Below are 14,300 nucleotides of genomic sequence, written 5' to 3'. Positions count from 1 at the left end.
TTTATTTATGATATTGCTTTATAGATTCACCCTATACGATGTTTGATATCAGTAGGAGACTTTCCTCAGGCTCCCATCACCCGATATACTTTGGTATGGGATTTTGAGTTTAAATTAAATCTTATTTTTCCCTTTTTCTATCATTTCGATTTTTCTTTTTTCCCAAAGCTCCTCAAACTTCGTGGGCCAAAAATAAGAGATAGAAGCGTCTATGCGCCTATTGTTGTAAGTTCCGTCGAAGCTGTTAAGTCTGTCCTCTAACTCATCCAAAGACCAGAATAGCTGATTCTTCAGCGTTCGGTCTAAGGTGCTTTGAAAACTTTCTATATGGCCCGATTATAGGGGGAGTTTACACTCTATTCTGGCGATCAGGACTTCTTGACCTTACGCCGCTTCCGCTATTCCGTTGATAAAGGTCTCTACAAAATCCATGATCTTCTCTTTGATTCGTTCTGCGATGCTCTTGCGCTCTCTTAGAGGAGGTTTTTCTTTTAAAAGCGCTATAATTTCGTCTCTTAGAGGCTCCTTCTCTGTGTAAATAAAGTCTCCGATTACCTTTTCCAATCCATCGGATTTCAGACCTTCGCTCTCGGCAAGGTTTTTTAGTGCATCCATGCGCTCCTTAGTCCAATAAACAGCAAATTTCTCGGGGATGTTTTCGGCATCTGCAATCTATGGCAACTGTTCGCGGATAAACTTCTCGATCAATTCCCGCTTGCTTCTTAGCTGCGCTTCTCCCACCATCAGGTCTATGATGGCTTTCTTCTGTTTTTCCTGGTCTTCTGGTTTGGCATCTTTCAAGTTTGCCAAAAGCTTGAGGATATACGTCACATTGATCTCGTCCCTATGAATCAATTCCAGTTCGAAATCAATGTCGTTGAGTATCGAAACTTTTTCTTTCTGCTGTGAACCCTTGCTGCGGTCGTACATGTCAAGGTACTTGCTTTTGTAATCTTCAAAAGCTTGTTCCTGCATGGACAGATCTTCGAAAGTAAACTCTGTGAAAGTTCCCAGAACATTCTTCACCCGCATCAACTCACGAAACGCCTTAATAAATGTCAGCTGTGCTTCCTCGTCTGGTAGATCGTTCACTGCATTTACGGTGGGAGCGATACTGAGAAGTTCGATGTACGCTTCGTTGAATTTCTGCACATACTCTTCATAAGGCGCCATGATAATCTCGTCCTTGGCTTCCAGATTGGAGAAAAGGGCAATGGCCTGGTCTGTGGCAGATTTCAGGTTTCGGAAACAAACGATATTGCCCTGTGACTTGAGTTCATCCAGAATACGGTTGGTACGGGAATAAGCCTGTATCAGTCCATGGTATTTCAGGTTTTTGTCCACATACAGGGTGTTCAGTGTCTTGCTGTCAAAGCCAGTCAGAAACATGTTCACTACCAAGAGAACGTCAACCTGTTTGTTTTTCACCTTCTTGGCTACATCGTTGTAGTAGTTGTAAAAAGTCTGGCTGTCCTTAGTGGAGAAGTTGGTACCAAATTCCTTGTTGTAGTCTTTGATGAAATCGTCGAGAAACTCTCTGGGATGCTTCTTCTCGTTGCTGCCGTAAGCGGCAAGATATTTTTCGTCTGCGGCCAGGGGCAGAGACTGTTCATCATCGCCCACTGCTCCGAGTTCATCTATGTCGTCATCTACCAGATCGACGTTTGCTCCATAGGAGAAGATGGTGGCCACACGCAGATTATGTTCTCCAGACAGTTTTTTGGATTGGAACAACTTGTAGTACTCGATCAATGTAGGGACGCTGGATACACAGAAAATGGAGGTAAAGGTTCTGCTGTGGGTTTTTCGCGAATGGTTGGTGATGATGTAGTCCACCACATTGTTCAACCGAATAGGGGCATTCATGACTTCTTCCTCGTCAATGGCCTCCACATTGATGTCGAAGATGTGGTCTTTCTTTTTGAAAGTGCTGATGTACTCGACGGAGAACTTCAAAACGTTTTCGTCCCGGATGGCATCGGTGATCACATATTTGTGGAGTCAGTCACCAAAGAGCATGGTGGTGGTACGCCTCCCAAATTTGTTGGATCCTGCATTTTCCTCAAAGATGGGTGTTCCTGTAAAACCAAACATTTGGCAATTCCCGAAAAAGTCTTTGATATCGGCATGAGTTTTTCCAAATTGGCTGCGGTGGCATTCGTCAAAGATGAATACGATGCGTTTATCCTGCAGCTGTCCCATTTTGCTCTTGAAGACGTTTTTATTCACTGCCTTGGCCAGCTTTTGAATGGTGGTCACGATCAGCTTGTCATCACCAGTGAGCTGATCCACCAGCTTTTTCGTGTTGCTGGTGGCGTCAATACTTCCCTTCGAAAAGCTGTTGAATTCCTGTGAAGTCTGGGTGTCCAGGTCTTTTCTGTCTACTACAAAGACCACCTTGTACACCTGTGGCAGATTGGTAAGTATCTGGGCGGTCTTGAATGAGGTCAGTGTTTTGCCTGAACCAGTGGTGTGCCAGATATAGCCGTATTTGGGTGAACTCTTCACACGCTCCACGATGGCTTCTGTGGCGTAGTATTGGTAGGGTCGTAGCACCATCAGCGATTTGGCGGTCTCGTTCAGGACAATGTATTTGGTAATCATCTTGGAGAGGTGGCATTTCTCCAGGAAGACGTCGGCAAACTCTGAAAGCTGGGTAATCAGCTTGTTTTTGATGTCAGTCCAGTAAAAGGTCTGCTTGAATGCGCGCTGGTTGAAAGAGCTGTTGGCGTAGTACTTCGTGTTGACCCCATTGCTTATAACGAAAAGTTGTATGTATTGGTACAGCCCTTGCCCGGCATCATACGAGTGTATGCCGTATCGTTTGGTTTGTTTGAAAGCTTCTTTAAGTTCCAGGCCGCGTCTTTTGAGTTCGATCTGTGCCAGTGGAAGTCCATTGATCAGGATGGTGACGTCGTAGCGGTTTTTGTATTTGCCTTCCATGGTCACCTGCTGGGCCACTTGGAATTCGTTCTGGCACCAATGGATCAGGTTGATCAGCTCGATGGTGCGGGATTCTCCTTTGTCGTCGGTATAAGCCACACGGTCCCGCAAGATTTTGGCCCGCTCGAAGACCGATCACTTATTGAGGGCGTTTAGAATCTGAGCAAACTCCTTTTCGCTCAGCTGGGTTTTGTTGTGTTTTTCCAGCTGGGATTTCAAGTTTTTGAGCAAAGCTGCTTCATCTGGGATCAGTACCTTTTGGTAGCCCAGCTGCCGCAACTGCTGCACCAGATTGTTTTCTAACGCCTGTTCGGGTTGTGTGGTCATGTAGGAAAAATGTAAGCTTTTGCCAGTTTCAAAATTGATGTTGAAGCAAGATGTGGAAAACTAATGAACATTGCAAAGCTACTTTTGCTTTTTGAAAATGAATTCTATGTTTGGTTGAAAGTCCATAATTCCTCTAGTTCCCAGGATACTCGCATCCCAAGTGCATTTGGATCCACATTTGGATATTTTTCAAATAACCCGACAAGCTTTTGGGTCATGTGATTTTCTGGTGCAACAATGTTGAGCAAATATTTGATAACACATAGGTGAACGTAAAGTTTTTGGAATTCATGTTGCTTGGGTGCCTCTGAAATCCATTTATAAGGCGTAGGGGCTTTTGTGATGCTTTTGAATGTTCCAGGTAGATTTCTGTTCCAAAGTCTTACATGATGGGCGCAGTAATTTCTTATTTGTGCGACTGATTGGAGCCAACTTGGGAGGTATGTGTGGTTTATTGTACCATATTCTTCTGCGATGTTATCTTTGGATTTCACAGTATGCTTGAGATTGCCATAAAGTTTCGAAAGTGATCCGAAACTCGTATGCTCAAGGGTTTTCCATGCTGGAGGAAATCTATTGTCGTCTTTATGCTTGGAAAAATGATTTTTTATAATTGGATCTTTGCTTCGACTCAATTCATCTTCAATGCTTGCCAGGGTTTTGACCAATGCTCTGCTATCGGAGAAAATGTCAAAGTTTTGGAACCACCACGGTCCAAATTCATGAGAAAGGTGGTAAACCAGTTTTGTTCTCAGGCTGATTTCAATTTTTTCAATGCAATCAAAGATCAAAATCCTCAGTTCTCTGTCGAAGCAATAAAGAGCGATGACATCTTCGAATTTACTGTTTGGTTTGAAAATATGGTTGACCTTGTCAGAATGCATGGCGTGCCAGTATTCGCCAAGCCTATAGTAGCTGATATGTGACAGAAAATGTTCCGCTTCTGTTTCTGAAGAAATTTCAAGCCCCCTGGACTTCAGCAGCGAAATTTGCTCTTTTATTGTAGTGGGTTTCTTTTCAAACATACTTTGCAAAATATAACACAAACCCTTAAAAAGCAAAAGACACGCCCTGGGACGCTGTTCAAGTGGGTAGCGTGGCGTGTACTGTTATTGTAAAGGTACGTAAATAGTTGCGAAAAAGTAAATATATTTTTACATTTTTGTAAAACACTTTGATCCTAGCGAAGGCCTGCGTGCTGTGCAGGTGTGTAATTAGCTAGGATCGGGGTTTATTTCTTACTTGAGTTCATCCTACCGTTCGGAGGAAGGAAATCGGAAAATGCAAAGGCTTTGATTTTTTGTTTTTTTCTGCTTTTTACACCAATAACTCCCTAATCAAACACTCTGGTTTTGATAAAGGATTATTAAAAACTCCGATAGGAGTTGACTACCGCAGGTTATTAGCCCCGAGTGAAAACTCGGGGAAATGAATATGATGTCCGTTGGTTATCCTAACTCCGGAGGAGTTGAATTTTTCACGTAGGGGACCTGTGTTTCTGTAATTCAACCCCTGCTGGGGTTGTGGGGATGGGGAATGCGGATTCGTCATTTCCCCGAGTGGCAACTCGGGGCTAATGCCCTAAAGGGATTGAACCCCTGAAGGGGTTTTGCGGTGTGCGGAATCGTTTTGTTCCCCAAATGGTCTCTCTGGGTTAATGCGCTGATGGGATTAAATCCCTGCTTGGGTTATGAGGCATATGGAATGGTTCTTTCCCGAAAGGTGACTTGGGGTTAATACCTGTCGGGTTTGCACTCCTTCTGGGTTTGGGGATTACAAGAAATAATAGGTTAGACTTTAACCTTAACAAAGTTTGAATTCCTTCTGGGTTTGGGGATTACCTGTAAAAAACTCCGATAGGAGTTGACTACCGTAGGTTATTAGCCCCGAGTGAAAACTCGGGGGTTGGAATGGGTTGTCCGTTGGTTATCCCAACTCCGGAGGAGTTGAATTTTTCATGGTATGATTTATCCGATTATAACCGTTTAATTATCAGTCAGAATGGTTGATGTTTTTTAGATTTGGCTGTAAAATTTATTCATATGGCCAGTACATACACTTCTATCCATTATCACATCATCTGGACTACTTACCAGAGAAAACCTGTTTTAAAAAAGGAAGGCCGAAAAGACTTTTTCAACTACCTGTACGGAATTTTAAAAAATAAAAATTGTCACGTTCACCGCATCAATGGAGTGGAAGACCATTTACATATGGCCATTTCCCTGCACCCATCTATTTCCTTAGCCAATCTCATAAAAGACATGAAATTGGCATCCAATCAAATGATAAAGGCCCAAGATCTTTTTGATGGCTTTGAAGGATGGCAGGAAGGATATGGGGCTTTTACCTTTGAGTATTCCTCTCTTGGTTATATTGTAGGTTACATCAAAAATCAGGAAGAGCATCACAAGAAGATCAGTTTTTTGGAAGAATATTTGATGGTTTTGAATGAATTTGGGGTAAAATTTGATCCTCGTTACCTTTTGTAATTCAACCCCTGCTGGGGTTGTGGGGATGGGGAATGCGGATTCGTCATTTCCCCGAGTGGCGACTCGGGGCTAATGCCCTGTGGGATTGAACCCCTGAAGGGGTTGTGAGGTATATGGAATGGTTTTTTCCCGAAAGGCGACTTGGGGTTAATACCTGTCGGATTTGGACTCCTTCTGGGTTTGTGGATTACAAGAAATAATAGGTTAGACTTTAACCTTAATAAAGTTTGAATTCCTTTTGGGTTTGAGGATTATCTGTAAAAAACTCCGATAGGAGTTGACTACCGCAGGTTATTAGCCCCGAGTGGGAACTCGGGGATTGGAATGGGTTGTCCGTTGGTTATCCCAACTCCGGAGGAGTTGAATTTTTCACGGAGGAGATGCGGGCCCTTTAATTCAACTCCTATCGGAGTTGGCCGACTGGGGGAATATAGGGTCTTTTTTACCCCGAGTGGTGACTCGGGGCTAATAACCTGTGGGATTGAACTTCTGAAGGGGTTGTGAGGTATATGGAATGGTTTTTTCCCGAGTGGCGACTCGGGGCTAATGCCCTGTGGGATTGAACCCCTGAAGGGGTTTTAGGGGTAGGGAATCACCTAAATGAATTGATCAATTTTTTAACCGGTTCATACAAACATCTGCTGCAATAACCCCTTCTTCTAGGTACGTAAACTCTGGATCTGGTTGTTGAGTGTTTCAAGGTTTTGGTCCAAGGTGCGAAGGAAAGTGACGACTTTTTCTTGCTCCTCTTTGCAAGGAATTTCAATTTCAAGATTTTTCAACTGACTGTTGTAAAGGTGGACAACAGGAATACCTTGTGCCATTTTTGCGATTTAATGCTTTCGTCGGTGATTAAGATAAAAGGAAAGGAAAACCCCATTTAATTTTGACCGAATGATATTTAAGTCTCCGCCTAATGCCACTCCAGACTTGATAATACAAGTCACCCTTGCGATGTCAATCTGGGTTTCACCAGAGGATGGAATGAGTACATCGTTTGACTTGCTTAAAACTAGACCTACTGGATTAAGAGAAGTTCTGGACTTTACGAAATCAATCACTTCTTTGTAATCGGTGTAAAGTTCGCCATAGCGTACGCATTCCACATTTCCGTTTGGATCAATATCGTTTTTGGATATCCCTTTTCCTTTTGAAAAAATAGCCACCTCCCCCAGCCGCTTCTCCTCCCAATCAGGAAACGCACTGCCATCATCCTGCTTGAAGCGGATCTGTGGAGCCTGTCCTGAGCCCGACGAAGGGAAGATCTGCTGCATCACCCCCTTTTTGTAGGCTTCCAGCTTTTCCTTCTTTCGCTCCATCAACTCGATACGCTCGTCCACCGATGAAAGGAAGGAGGCGATTTTTTGTTGTTCGGGGAGGGAGGGGAAACTGATTTTGAATCCTCTGATTGTTTCAAAATTTAGCCCCTCTCTCCCGCTACCTGTTTGACCTTGAAAAATCAGTTTTTGGCCTCTATGAGAAGCAAGGTGTGCTTGTAAGAAATTTGAGTTATCTTTTTCGGGTCTTATGATACAAACGTGTTGATTGACATTTCCGACCACGAAGTCAGCAGGTACGACGCAACTTCTGCCTATAGAACCCCCCGTTATATTTAGCAGCACATCGCCTGGACAAACTTTGCTTCCTGACATTTCCTCATGCGTTTCAACGGTGATGCATACACCGTCTAAATGAAGAGTTGAGTCCAATACATTTTGACTTCGAATAAAAGGTACACCTTCATCTGCGTAGACAGTATCACCACCCCTAGGTGTTTTTCCGCTCCCAATTTTTGAGCAGATGTTGCCAAGTTTTTTTGGTACCCAAGGCTCAGAAAAATCCTTGAATCTCATATTTGGTGTTTTTGTTTCCATTTTCAAAACGGCGCTTTAATCACCAATTCCTCACAAAATCCTTTCAGCACGAAAGTCCTGTCAGGTTTTAAAAACCTGACAGGACTGATGCCTATACTATTCTTAGTTTTATTTTTCATGTGTCAATAATTGATTTTTCAAAGGTCACATGGAATCTCGCGTGGAGGATAGTCATTCCATAGTGTTTCGCTTGTGTCATGCTCGATTTCATCCTTAGTCTAAAATAAATCGATATACTCCCGAAATGCAAATATCCGATTGCGCTTGAAGCCGGTAAGTTCCTCCAAGATACCCAATTCCTGAAAATCACGGATCATCCGGTTGGCGGTGGAATTGTGGACGCCTAGCATCTTTTCCACTTGGGCTACATCTACAATCGGCTGTTTGTACAGTTCTGTAATCAGTCGCTTGGCATCTGCTTGTTTTTTACCCAGCTTGATCAGTTCCTGAAACTCATATTTTTCCCGTAATCGGATGATTTCCTGAAAGGTCCGGATGCCGGATTCGGTGGTCTCGATCACTCCTTTCAGGAAAAAAGCAATCCATTCCCCCAAAGCGTCCTTTTCCCTTACCCGCATCAGGTTGTCATAATAATCCCTCCTGTTGCGCTCAAAGAAATCGGAAAGATAGAGAGTGGGATATTTTAATAAACCTTTGTCCAATAGATACAAGGTAATCAGCAACCGCCCAATCCTGCCATTACCATCGAGAAAGGGATGTATGGTTTCAAATTGATAGTGTACCAAGGCTATCTTGATCAAGTGAGGAACCAATAGGGCATCGTCATGGATAAATTCCTCCAGATCACTCATCAGTCCATGAACTTCTGTATGCACAGGAGGAACAAATATGGCATGCCGTAGGCTTGGCCCGATCCAGTTTTGACTGCTGCGGAATTCTCCTGGGAGTTTTTCCTGTCCCCTTACACCTTGGAGTAAAGTCGCATGGGTTTTTCGTATCAGTCGGGTAGAAATCGGAAGTTTTTCCATGGCCGCAATTGCCTGATTCATGGCCTCTATATAAGCATGTACCTCCTGCCAGTCATCTCTACGCACCGGGTCCAAGTCTTCTTCTTTTGCCAAAGCCTCTTGAAAGGAAGTCTGCGTACCTTCAATTTTACTGGAGACCGTGGCTTCTTTGGTGACGTGCATCTTGATAAAGAAATCGATATCAGGTACCAAGTCAGAAAAAGCATCGAGTTTACCTAAGTTTCGGTCCGCCTGACTTAGCAAGGACAGAATAACAGGATCATGCACTATCCATGATTCATGAATAGGATTGGGGCTGAAACTCTTATATTCCAGCTGCTTCAGCCAAGTACCTGCCCTGAAATCTCTGATGTCCCTCATCGATGAAAAGTTTTGTTCACGCTTTGCTGCAATTATGAGTTTCTATAATTGCATTTACTCATTTTTCTGCAAATATATGATTTTATATTTGCAGATAATCAATTTCCTGCGAATATGATTTTTTATATTTGCAGCAAGTGAATGAAAGCCTTGGCAGGTTTTCAGAACTTGCCAAGGCTAAAACGGCGTTTTAATTCCCAACTCCTCACAAAAGCCTTTCAGTACCGCTTCATTATTTTTTAGTGCTGCATCGAGCTGCTGTATTTCTTCCGCTGTGGCATTCAGGTCCACTGGCTCTTCTTCCTCAAAGGTGTCCACATAGCGTGGAATGTTGAGGTTGTAGTCGTTTTCAGCAATCTCCTCTAGGGTGGCCACATAACTGTACTTGTCTATGGTCTTGCGCTCACGGTAGGTCTGAACGATCTTTTCCACATCTTCTTCCCGTAGCTCGTTTTGATTGCCGACTTTGATGAAGTTTCCTTCTCCACTGGCGTCGATAAAGACCACATTGTCATCCTGCTCACGGCATTTCTTCAGTACCACGATACAGGTTGGGATGCTGGTGCCGTAGAAGATATTGGCAGGAAGTCCGATCACGGCATCGAGCACGTTCATTTCTTTAATCAGGTACTTACGGATCTGCCCTTCTGCTGCGCTACGGAAAAGTACGCCATGGGGGAATACACTGGCCATGACGCCATTGTCCGCCAGTTGATATAGCATGTGCTGCATAAAGGCAAAGTCTGCCTTCGTCTTGGGTGCCAGTCTGCCGTACTGTGAAAAGCGCTCATCAGTATGGAACAAAGGGTGTCCATCTCCTTTCCAGTGAGCGGAAAAAGGTGGATTGGCTACCACTGCTTCGAAGCGATAGCCCAGGTGTTGGGGATGCATGAGCGTATCTTCCTAAGCGATGTTGAACCTGCGGTAGTGGACACCGTGCAGGATCATGTTCATACGGGCGAGATTGTAGGTGGTACGTGTCATTTCCTGCCCGAAGTACTCACTGACATCGGCTTCCTTGGCTACCCGTAGAAGGAGGGAGCCAGAGCCACAGGTCGGGTCATAGACGGACTTCAATTTGTCCTTGCCTGTGGTCACGATCTTGGCGAGGATTTTGGATACTTGTTGCGGGGTGTAAAATTCCCCTGCTGTCTTTCCTGCCCCAGCCGCAAACTTGCCGATCAGGTACTCGTAGGCATCTCCCAGAACGTCCGATTCTACGTCTTCCAAGCGGAAATCGATTTTACTGAGGTAATTTAGGATTTGCACCACCACCTCGTTTCGGGCTTTTGGGGTACGACCGATTTTGTTGGAACTGAGATCAATGTCGGAGAACAGGTCGTTGAAGTCTTCTTCGGAATCCGTGCCCATGGTGCTCTGCTCGATGTGGTTGAGCACGGCTTTGAGGTCTTCGAGGATGTAATTGCTGTCTGTCTCGGTGGAGGCATTGCCTTTTGCGGTCATGGATTCGAAGAGTTCCTCAGGTTTGAGAAAGTACCCCAAGTGCTGCAGGGATTCTTCTTTGATGGCTTCCAGCAGTTCGGGGTCAGTGAGCTTGAGATAGTCCTTTTCTTCTTCTGTTTCCAGAAGTGTGTTGGCATAAATCTGCTGCCTCTCCGACAGGTATTTGTAGAAAATAAAGCCCAGGATGTAGTCGCGGTAATCGTCTGCACTGATTTTGCCCCTAAGGACATTGGCTATATTCCAGAGCTGGGTTTCCAGCAGTTGTTTTTGGTCTTCTGACATAAAATTATATGTTGAATATTTTTAGGCCTGTCCCTCTTTTAATAGGTTGCGTTTTGCTTCTAATTTTAGATATTCTTAAGGCCAAGATAAGTGTTTAGTTGGAAAATCCCATTCAAGATGTGCTGAATGTTCTTTCCCATTTACAAGCATCCTGAACCCATTTTTTTAGTTTTCTTGATCCGCTTCCTTTTCCCCTGGTCCTTACCGCAGAAAGGCGTTAAAGGCGGCTCGGGCTGTACTGCTTTCGAAAAGCGCGATGTGGCCCAATCCGGGCAAAATCATGAACTGCACCGCCGCGCAATCCGCGCAAGAACGCATGCGCGCTTCAAAAATCGGCCAAGAACGCATCTGTATCGGACTGTCATTCAAGCCCTGTATAAAAAGTATAGGGCTTTAATGCCCGGAAGTAAATGCCAAAAGTGAGCGCTCCATGTAGGCTTCAGGAGCTTGCGCCACAGGACCATAGGTCTGTCGCAACGGGCTACACTCCATCTCTCTTGCTTTCGCACCTCACTCCTGGTTCACTTTTCCTTCGGGGGGTAGGTCTGTGGCGGATGTATTTGGATACATGAAAACGTATTTCATATCTTATAAAACGTATCTCATGAAAAAAAACAGCAAAAATATTTTTTAGAATTTATCGCTACATCGTAAAAAACCTATATTTTTGTTTTGCATGGCGCTCCAGCCGAAATTTTGATACACACAAAGGTTTTTGTCAAGGCTTTCACGAGTTTTTATTCGTTTTAGCCCCTCTTTTTTCACTCTTTCACGTGTGTAACGGATTTATGCTTTTCAATTCACTCCTGTTTCTAGTTTTCTTTCCGCTCGTTGTAGCTGGATTTTACCTGCTGCCGCATAAATACCGCTGGGCCTTTCTCTTAGGTGCCAGCTACTACTTTTACATGAACTGGAAGCCGATCTATGCCTTGCTTTTATTTTTTTCTACAGCAGTGACGTGGACAGCGGCCTCTTTTATCAACCGAGAACGTAAGCCCGGCAGAAAAAAGACCATCCTGGTTGCGTCTATCACTGCCAACCTCCTGATCTTATGGTTATATAAGTATTATAATTTTATAAACAGCACCGTTTCCACATTTTTTGAGCTGCTCGGGCTGCGCTGGGAGGTGCCCAACTTAGACCTGCTGCTTCCTGTGGGCATCTCTTTCTATACGTTCCAAGCCATCGGCTACACGGTGGATGTGTACAGGGGGCAGGTGGCCCATGAAAAGCACTTCGGGCGCTATGCGCTCTTCGTCTCTTTTTTTCCCCAGTTAGTGGCAGGACCTATCGAGCGGGCCAGTAACTTGCTCCCACAGTTTCGGCAGCGCATGACTTTTTCCAGCCAAAGGGTGGGTGAGGGGCTGCGCATGATGCTCTGGGGTTTTTTTCTCAAGCTGGCCATGGCCGATAACCTCTCCGAGTATGTGGATGCAGTTTTTGCGCATGTAGAGAGCCATTCCAGTGGCACCCTCGCCCTGGCTTCGGTATTTTTTTCCTTTCAGATCTATGGCGACTTTGCCGGCTACTCCCTCATCGCCATTGGCGTCGCGAGATGCCTCGGGTTTGAGCTGATGATGAATTTCCGCCGCCCTTATTTCGCCTCCTCTGTGACGGCCTTCTGGAGTCGCTGGCACATCTCCCTCAGCACTTGGTTTAAGGATTATCTGTATATCCCGCTAGGAGGGAATCGAAATGGGCACTGGCGCACTTATAGGAACTTGTTCCTCACCTTCTTTGTGAGTGGTATCTGGCATGGTGCGAATTTCACCTTCATCGTCTGGGGTGCCCTACATGGCCTCTTCGTGGTAATGGAAAAAATAGGGCGTGCGCCCAAAGAGGGGAAGCATGCCTTTTCCCTGCAGTACCTGCTCCAGGTAATCGCAACTTTCTTTCTGGTAACCTTCGCCTGGATATTTTTTCGCGCCGCAAGCCTAACAGACGCGCTCATTATCTATAAAAAACTCTTTACCGAGCGCGACTACAGCCTCTTTATCCAAGCAGAGCTCTTTGTGATCGGCTTTATCGCTCTCACCGTGCTGCTGATAAAAGAAATCGGGGAGGAGTTTTTTCCAGAAAAGTTTGCGCTCTTCGAAAGCCCGCATGTGCTGGTGCGCTATACGAGCCTGGCCCTCGTCTTTCTGCTGCTTTTACTTATAGGCACCTTCGACAATAGCCAATTTATTTATTTCCAGTTTTAATACTTCTTCCATTTATGCATTCTTTTCGTTCCAAGCTCAAAACCCTTTTGCGCCCCGGCGCTTTCTTTCTGCTTACACTCCTGGCACTCGATTTCAGTATCGGAGAAGGGCTCTATGCACTTTACCAACAGGCCACTTTTGGCGTCAGTGCCACCGAATACTATACGGTGATGAAGTCCAGGGAGGAGCTCCTGATCTTTGGCTCGTCCAGAGCCGCGAACCATTACCATCCCCAACTGATCGAAGAAGTGACGGGGCTGACGACCTATAACGCCGGAAGAGAGGGGACAGGGATCCACTATCATCATGCGGTGCTGGGCAGTGTCCTGGAGCGGCATCAGCCACAGGCAGTTGTCTTAGAGGTAAATTATAGCGACATATATGTCAGTAAGGTAAGGTTTAATGAGCAGGATCTGCATGAATTGCGGCCCTTTTATAATAAGGTGTCTGCCAACTTCGATCGGCAGATCGCCTATAACTGGTACGACAAGTTCCTGCTGCAAAGTCGCGCCTTTCGCTTCAATAAAAAGTTTATCCGCATTCTCTCGGGAAATGTGACCTCGGTTCGGGAGGAGCTGCATGGTTTTCGACCCCTGGAAGGGAGCAGGCCGCTCACTTTAGCTCCTTATAAGGTTCCGGAAACGCTGGATGCCAAGAAAATGGCCAAGCTGGAAGCGATCGTTACGCTCTGTCAGCAGCGGGATGTGCCGCTGTTTTTGGTGATTTCTCCGTTTTATGCCACCTTCCCCGAGGAGGTGTTCGCTCCTGTTTATGCCCTCGCTGAGCGCAGGCAGGTGCCCATCCTGGACTTGTTAGCGAGCGAGGAGTTTTTAGCGCGGCAAGAGTATTTTTACGATCGGGGCCACTTGAACCGGCAGGGGGCAGAGAAATTTTCTTTGGAAATCGCTCAACTACTACCACTTCCTGCCTGCACCTCCTCCTCCGGAAAAGGGTCCGCTGAGCCCAGCTGAAACAGGCGACCCCTTGCCTTTAATCGATTTTTACTTCATCATGCGTGAGATGCGCGTATCCTAAACGCTTGAAATCGGCATAATAGTTGGAGATTATGGTGTCGAAAGTTGTATTCAAAAGCATTCCGAAATCAAGAGGAACCATATTCGGAAACTCTTTTCTGCGCTTATGTAAAGAAGCTTTTAATGCATCGCTCAAGCCATTTAACTTGATGTCAGCTATAAAATGAATAAATTCATCCCTAGTCAGCTCCTCTACGTGTGGTTTTAACCACAAAAGTGGAAAACCAAAAACTTCCGAGCGCATCAAGACGTACCCGTCTTTCGTTTTCAATTCGTTAATATCCATTATTCCTTGTAGCTTACATGAAACTATAAGTTACTTCTTTTCTCCAGT

8 protein-coding genes and 2 pseudogenes are annotated in these 14,300 nt (G+C 45.1%); 3 read left to right on the top strand and 7 right to left on the bottom strand.

What is annotated here, in order from left to right; translation table 11 throughout:
• Positions 1–384: 384 nt before the first annotated feature.
• Both ACXIT9_RS08290 and ACXIT9_RS08285 read right to left on the bottom strand, forming a co-directional pair.
• A pseudogene (locus ACXIT9_RS08290) lies at positions 385–3,270 on the bottom strand (type I restriction endonuclease subunit R).
• Between the two features lie 104 nt (positions 3,271–3,374).
• The gene (locus tag ACXIT9_RS08285) at positions 3,375–4,295 is read right to left on the bottom strand and encodes an Abi family protein (RefSeq protein ID WP_458055763.1); all 921 of its coding nucleotides are present in this window, start codon (positions 4,293–4,295) and stop codon (positions 3,375–3,377) included.
• Positions 4,296–5,312: 1,017 nt separating this feature from the next.
• Here ACXIT9_RS08285 and tnpA point away from each other — a divergent pair.
• Positions 5,313–5,762, top strand: a complete 450-nt coding sequence (gene tnpA / locus ACXIT9_RS08280; protein WP_458055762.1) for an IS200/IS605 family transposase — start codon at positions 5,313–5,315, stop codon at positions 5,760–5,762.
• A 659-nt stretch (positions 5,763–6,421) separates the two neighbouring features.
• Here the strand turns inward: tnpA and ACXIT9_RS08275 are convergent.
• The 4 genes and pseudogenes from ACXIT9_RS08275 to ACXIT9_RS08260 all read right to left on the bottom strand — a co-directional run bounded on the left by ACXIT9_RS08275 (position 6,422) and on the right by ACXIT9_RS08260 (position 10,731).
• Positions 6,422–6,586: a restriction endonuclease subunit S gene (locus tag ACXIT9_RS08275; RefSeq protein WP_458055761.1), complete on the bottom strand. Its 165-nt coding sequence runs from the start codon at positions 6,584–6,586 to the stop codon at positions 6,422–6,424.
• A 9-nt stretch (positions 6,587–6,595) separates the two neighbouring features.
• Complete coding sequence (locus ACXIT9_RS08270) at positions 6,596–7,636, bottom strand: restriction endonuclease subunit S (protein WP_458055760.1); 1,041 nt, start codon at positions 7,634–7,636, stop codon at positions 6,596–6,598.
• A 218-nt stretch (positions 7,637–7,854) separates the two neighbouring features.
• Positions 7,855–8,985: a Fic family protein gene (locus ACXIT9_RS08265; RefSeq protein WP_458055759.1), complete on the bottom strand. Its 1,131-nt coding sequence runs from the start codon at positions 8,983–8,985 to the stop codon at positions 7,855–7,857.
• A 177-nt stretch (positions 8,986–9,162) separates the two neighbouring features.
• Positions 9,163–10,731, bottom strand: a pseudogene (locus tag ACXIT9_RS08260) (type I restriction-modification system subunit M).
• Between the two features lie 788 nt (positions 10,732–11,519).
• On the opposite strand from ACXIT9_RS08260, the gene ACXIT9_RS08255 reads away from it, so the two are divergent.
• A complete protein-coding gene (locus ACXIT9_RS08255; RefSeq protein WP_458055758.1) occupies positions 11,520–12,932 on the top strand; it encodes an MBOAT family O-acyltransferase in 1,413 nt (470 codons plus the stop codon).
• 14 nt (positions 12,933–12,946) lie between these two features.
• A complete protein-coding gene (locus ACXIT9_RS08250) occupies positions 12,947–13,903 on the top strand; it encodes a hypothetical protein (protein WP_458055757.1) in 957 nt (318 codons plus the stop codon).
• 19 nt (positions 13,904–13,922) lie between these two features.
• Here the strand turns inward: ACXIT9_RS08250 and ACXIT9_RS08245 are convergent, their stop codons facing one another.
• The gene (locus ACXIT9_RS08245) at positions 13,923–14,252 is read right to left on the bottom strand and encodes a hypothetical protein (protein WP_458055756.1); all 330 of its coding nucleotides are present in this window, start codon (positions 14,250–14,252) and stop codon (positions 13,923–13,925) included.
• Positions 14,253–14,300 lie beyond the last annotated feature (48 nt).

The organism is Nitritalea sp., from assembly GCF_054166705.1.
Note: the sequence above shows the minus strand (reverse complement) of the source record. Positions and strands in the feature narration are given on the sequence as shown.

Excerpts from the sequence above, each read along its gene's own strand:
- ACXIT9_RS08285 (WP_458055763.1), bottom strand. The coding sequence starts at position 4,295 with ATGTTTGAAAAGAAACCCACTACAATAAAAGAGCAAATTTCGCTGCTG.
- tnpA (WP_458055762.1), top strand. The coding sequence starts at position 5,313 with ATGGCCAGTACATACACTTCTATCCATTATCACATCATCTGGACTACT.
- ACXIT9_RS08275 (WP_458055761.1), bottom strand. The coding sequence starts at position 6,586 with ATGGCACAAGGTATTCCTGTTGTCCACCTTTACAACAGTCAGTTGAAA.
- ACXIT9_RS08270 (WP_458055760.1), bottom strand. The coding sequence starts at position 7,636 with ATGGAAACAAAAACACCAAATATGAGATTCAAGGATTTTTCTGAGCCT.
- ACXIT9_RS08265 (WP_458055759.1), bottom strand. The coding sequence starts at position 8,985 with ATGAGGGACATCAGAGATTTCAGGGCAGGTACTTGGCTGAAGCAGCTG.
- ACXIT9_RS08255 (WP_458055758.1), top strand. The coding sequence starts at position 11,520 with ATGCTTTTCAATTCACTCCTGTTTCTAGTTTTCTTTCCGCTCGTTGTA.
- ACXIT9_RS08250 (WP_458055757.1), top strand. The coding sequence starts at position 12,947 with ATGCATTCTTTTCGTTCCAAGCTCAAAACCCTTTTGCGCCCCGGCGCT.
- ACXIT9_RS08245 (WP_458055756.1), bottom strand. The coding sequence starts at position 14,252 with ATGGATATTAACGAATTGAAAACGAAAGACGGGTACGTCTTGATGCGC.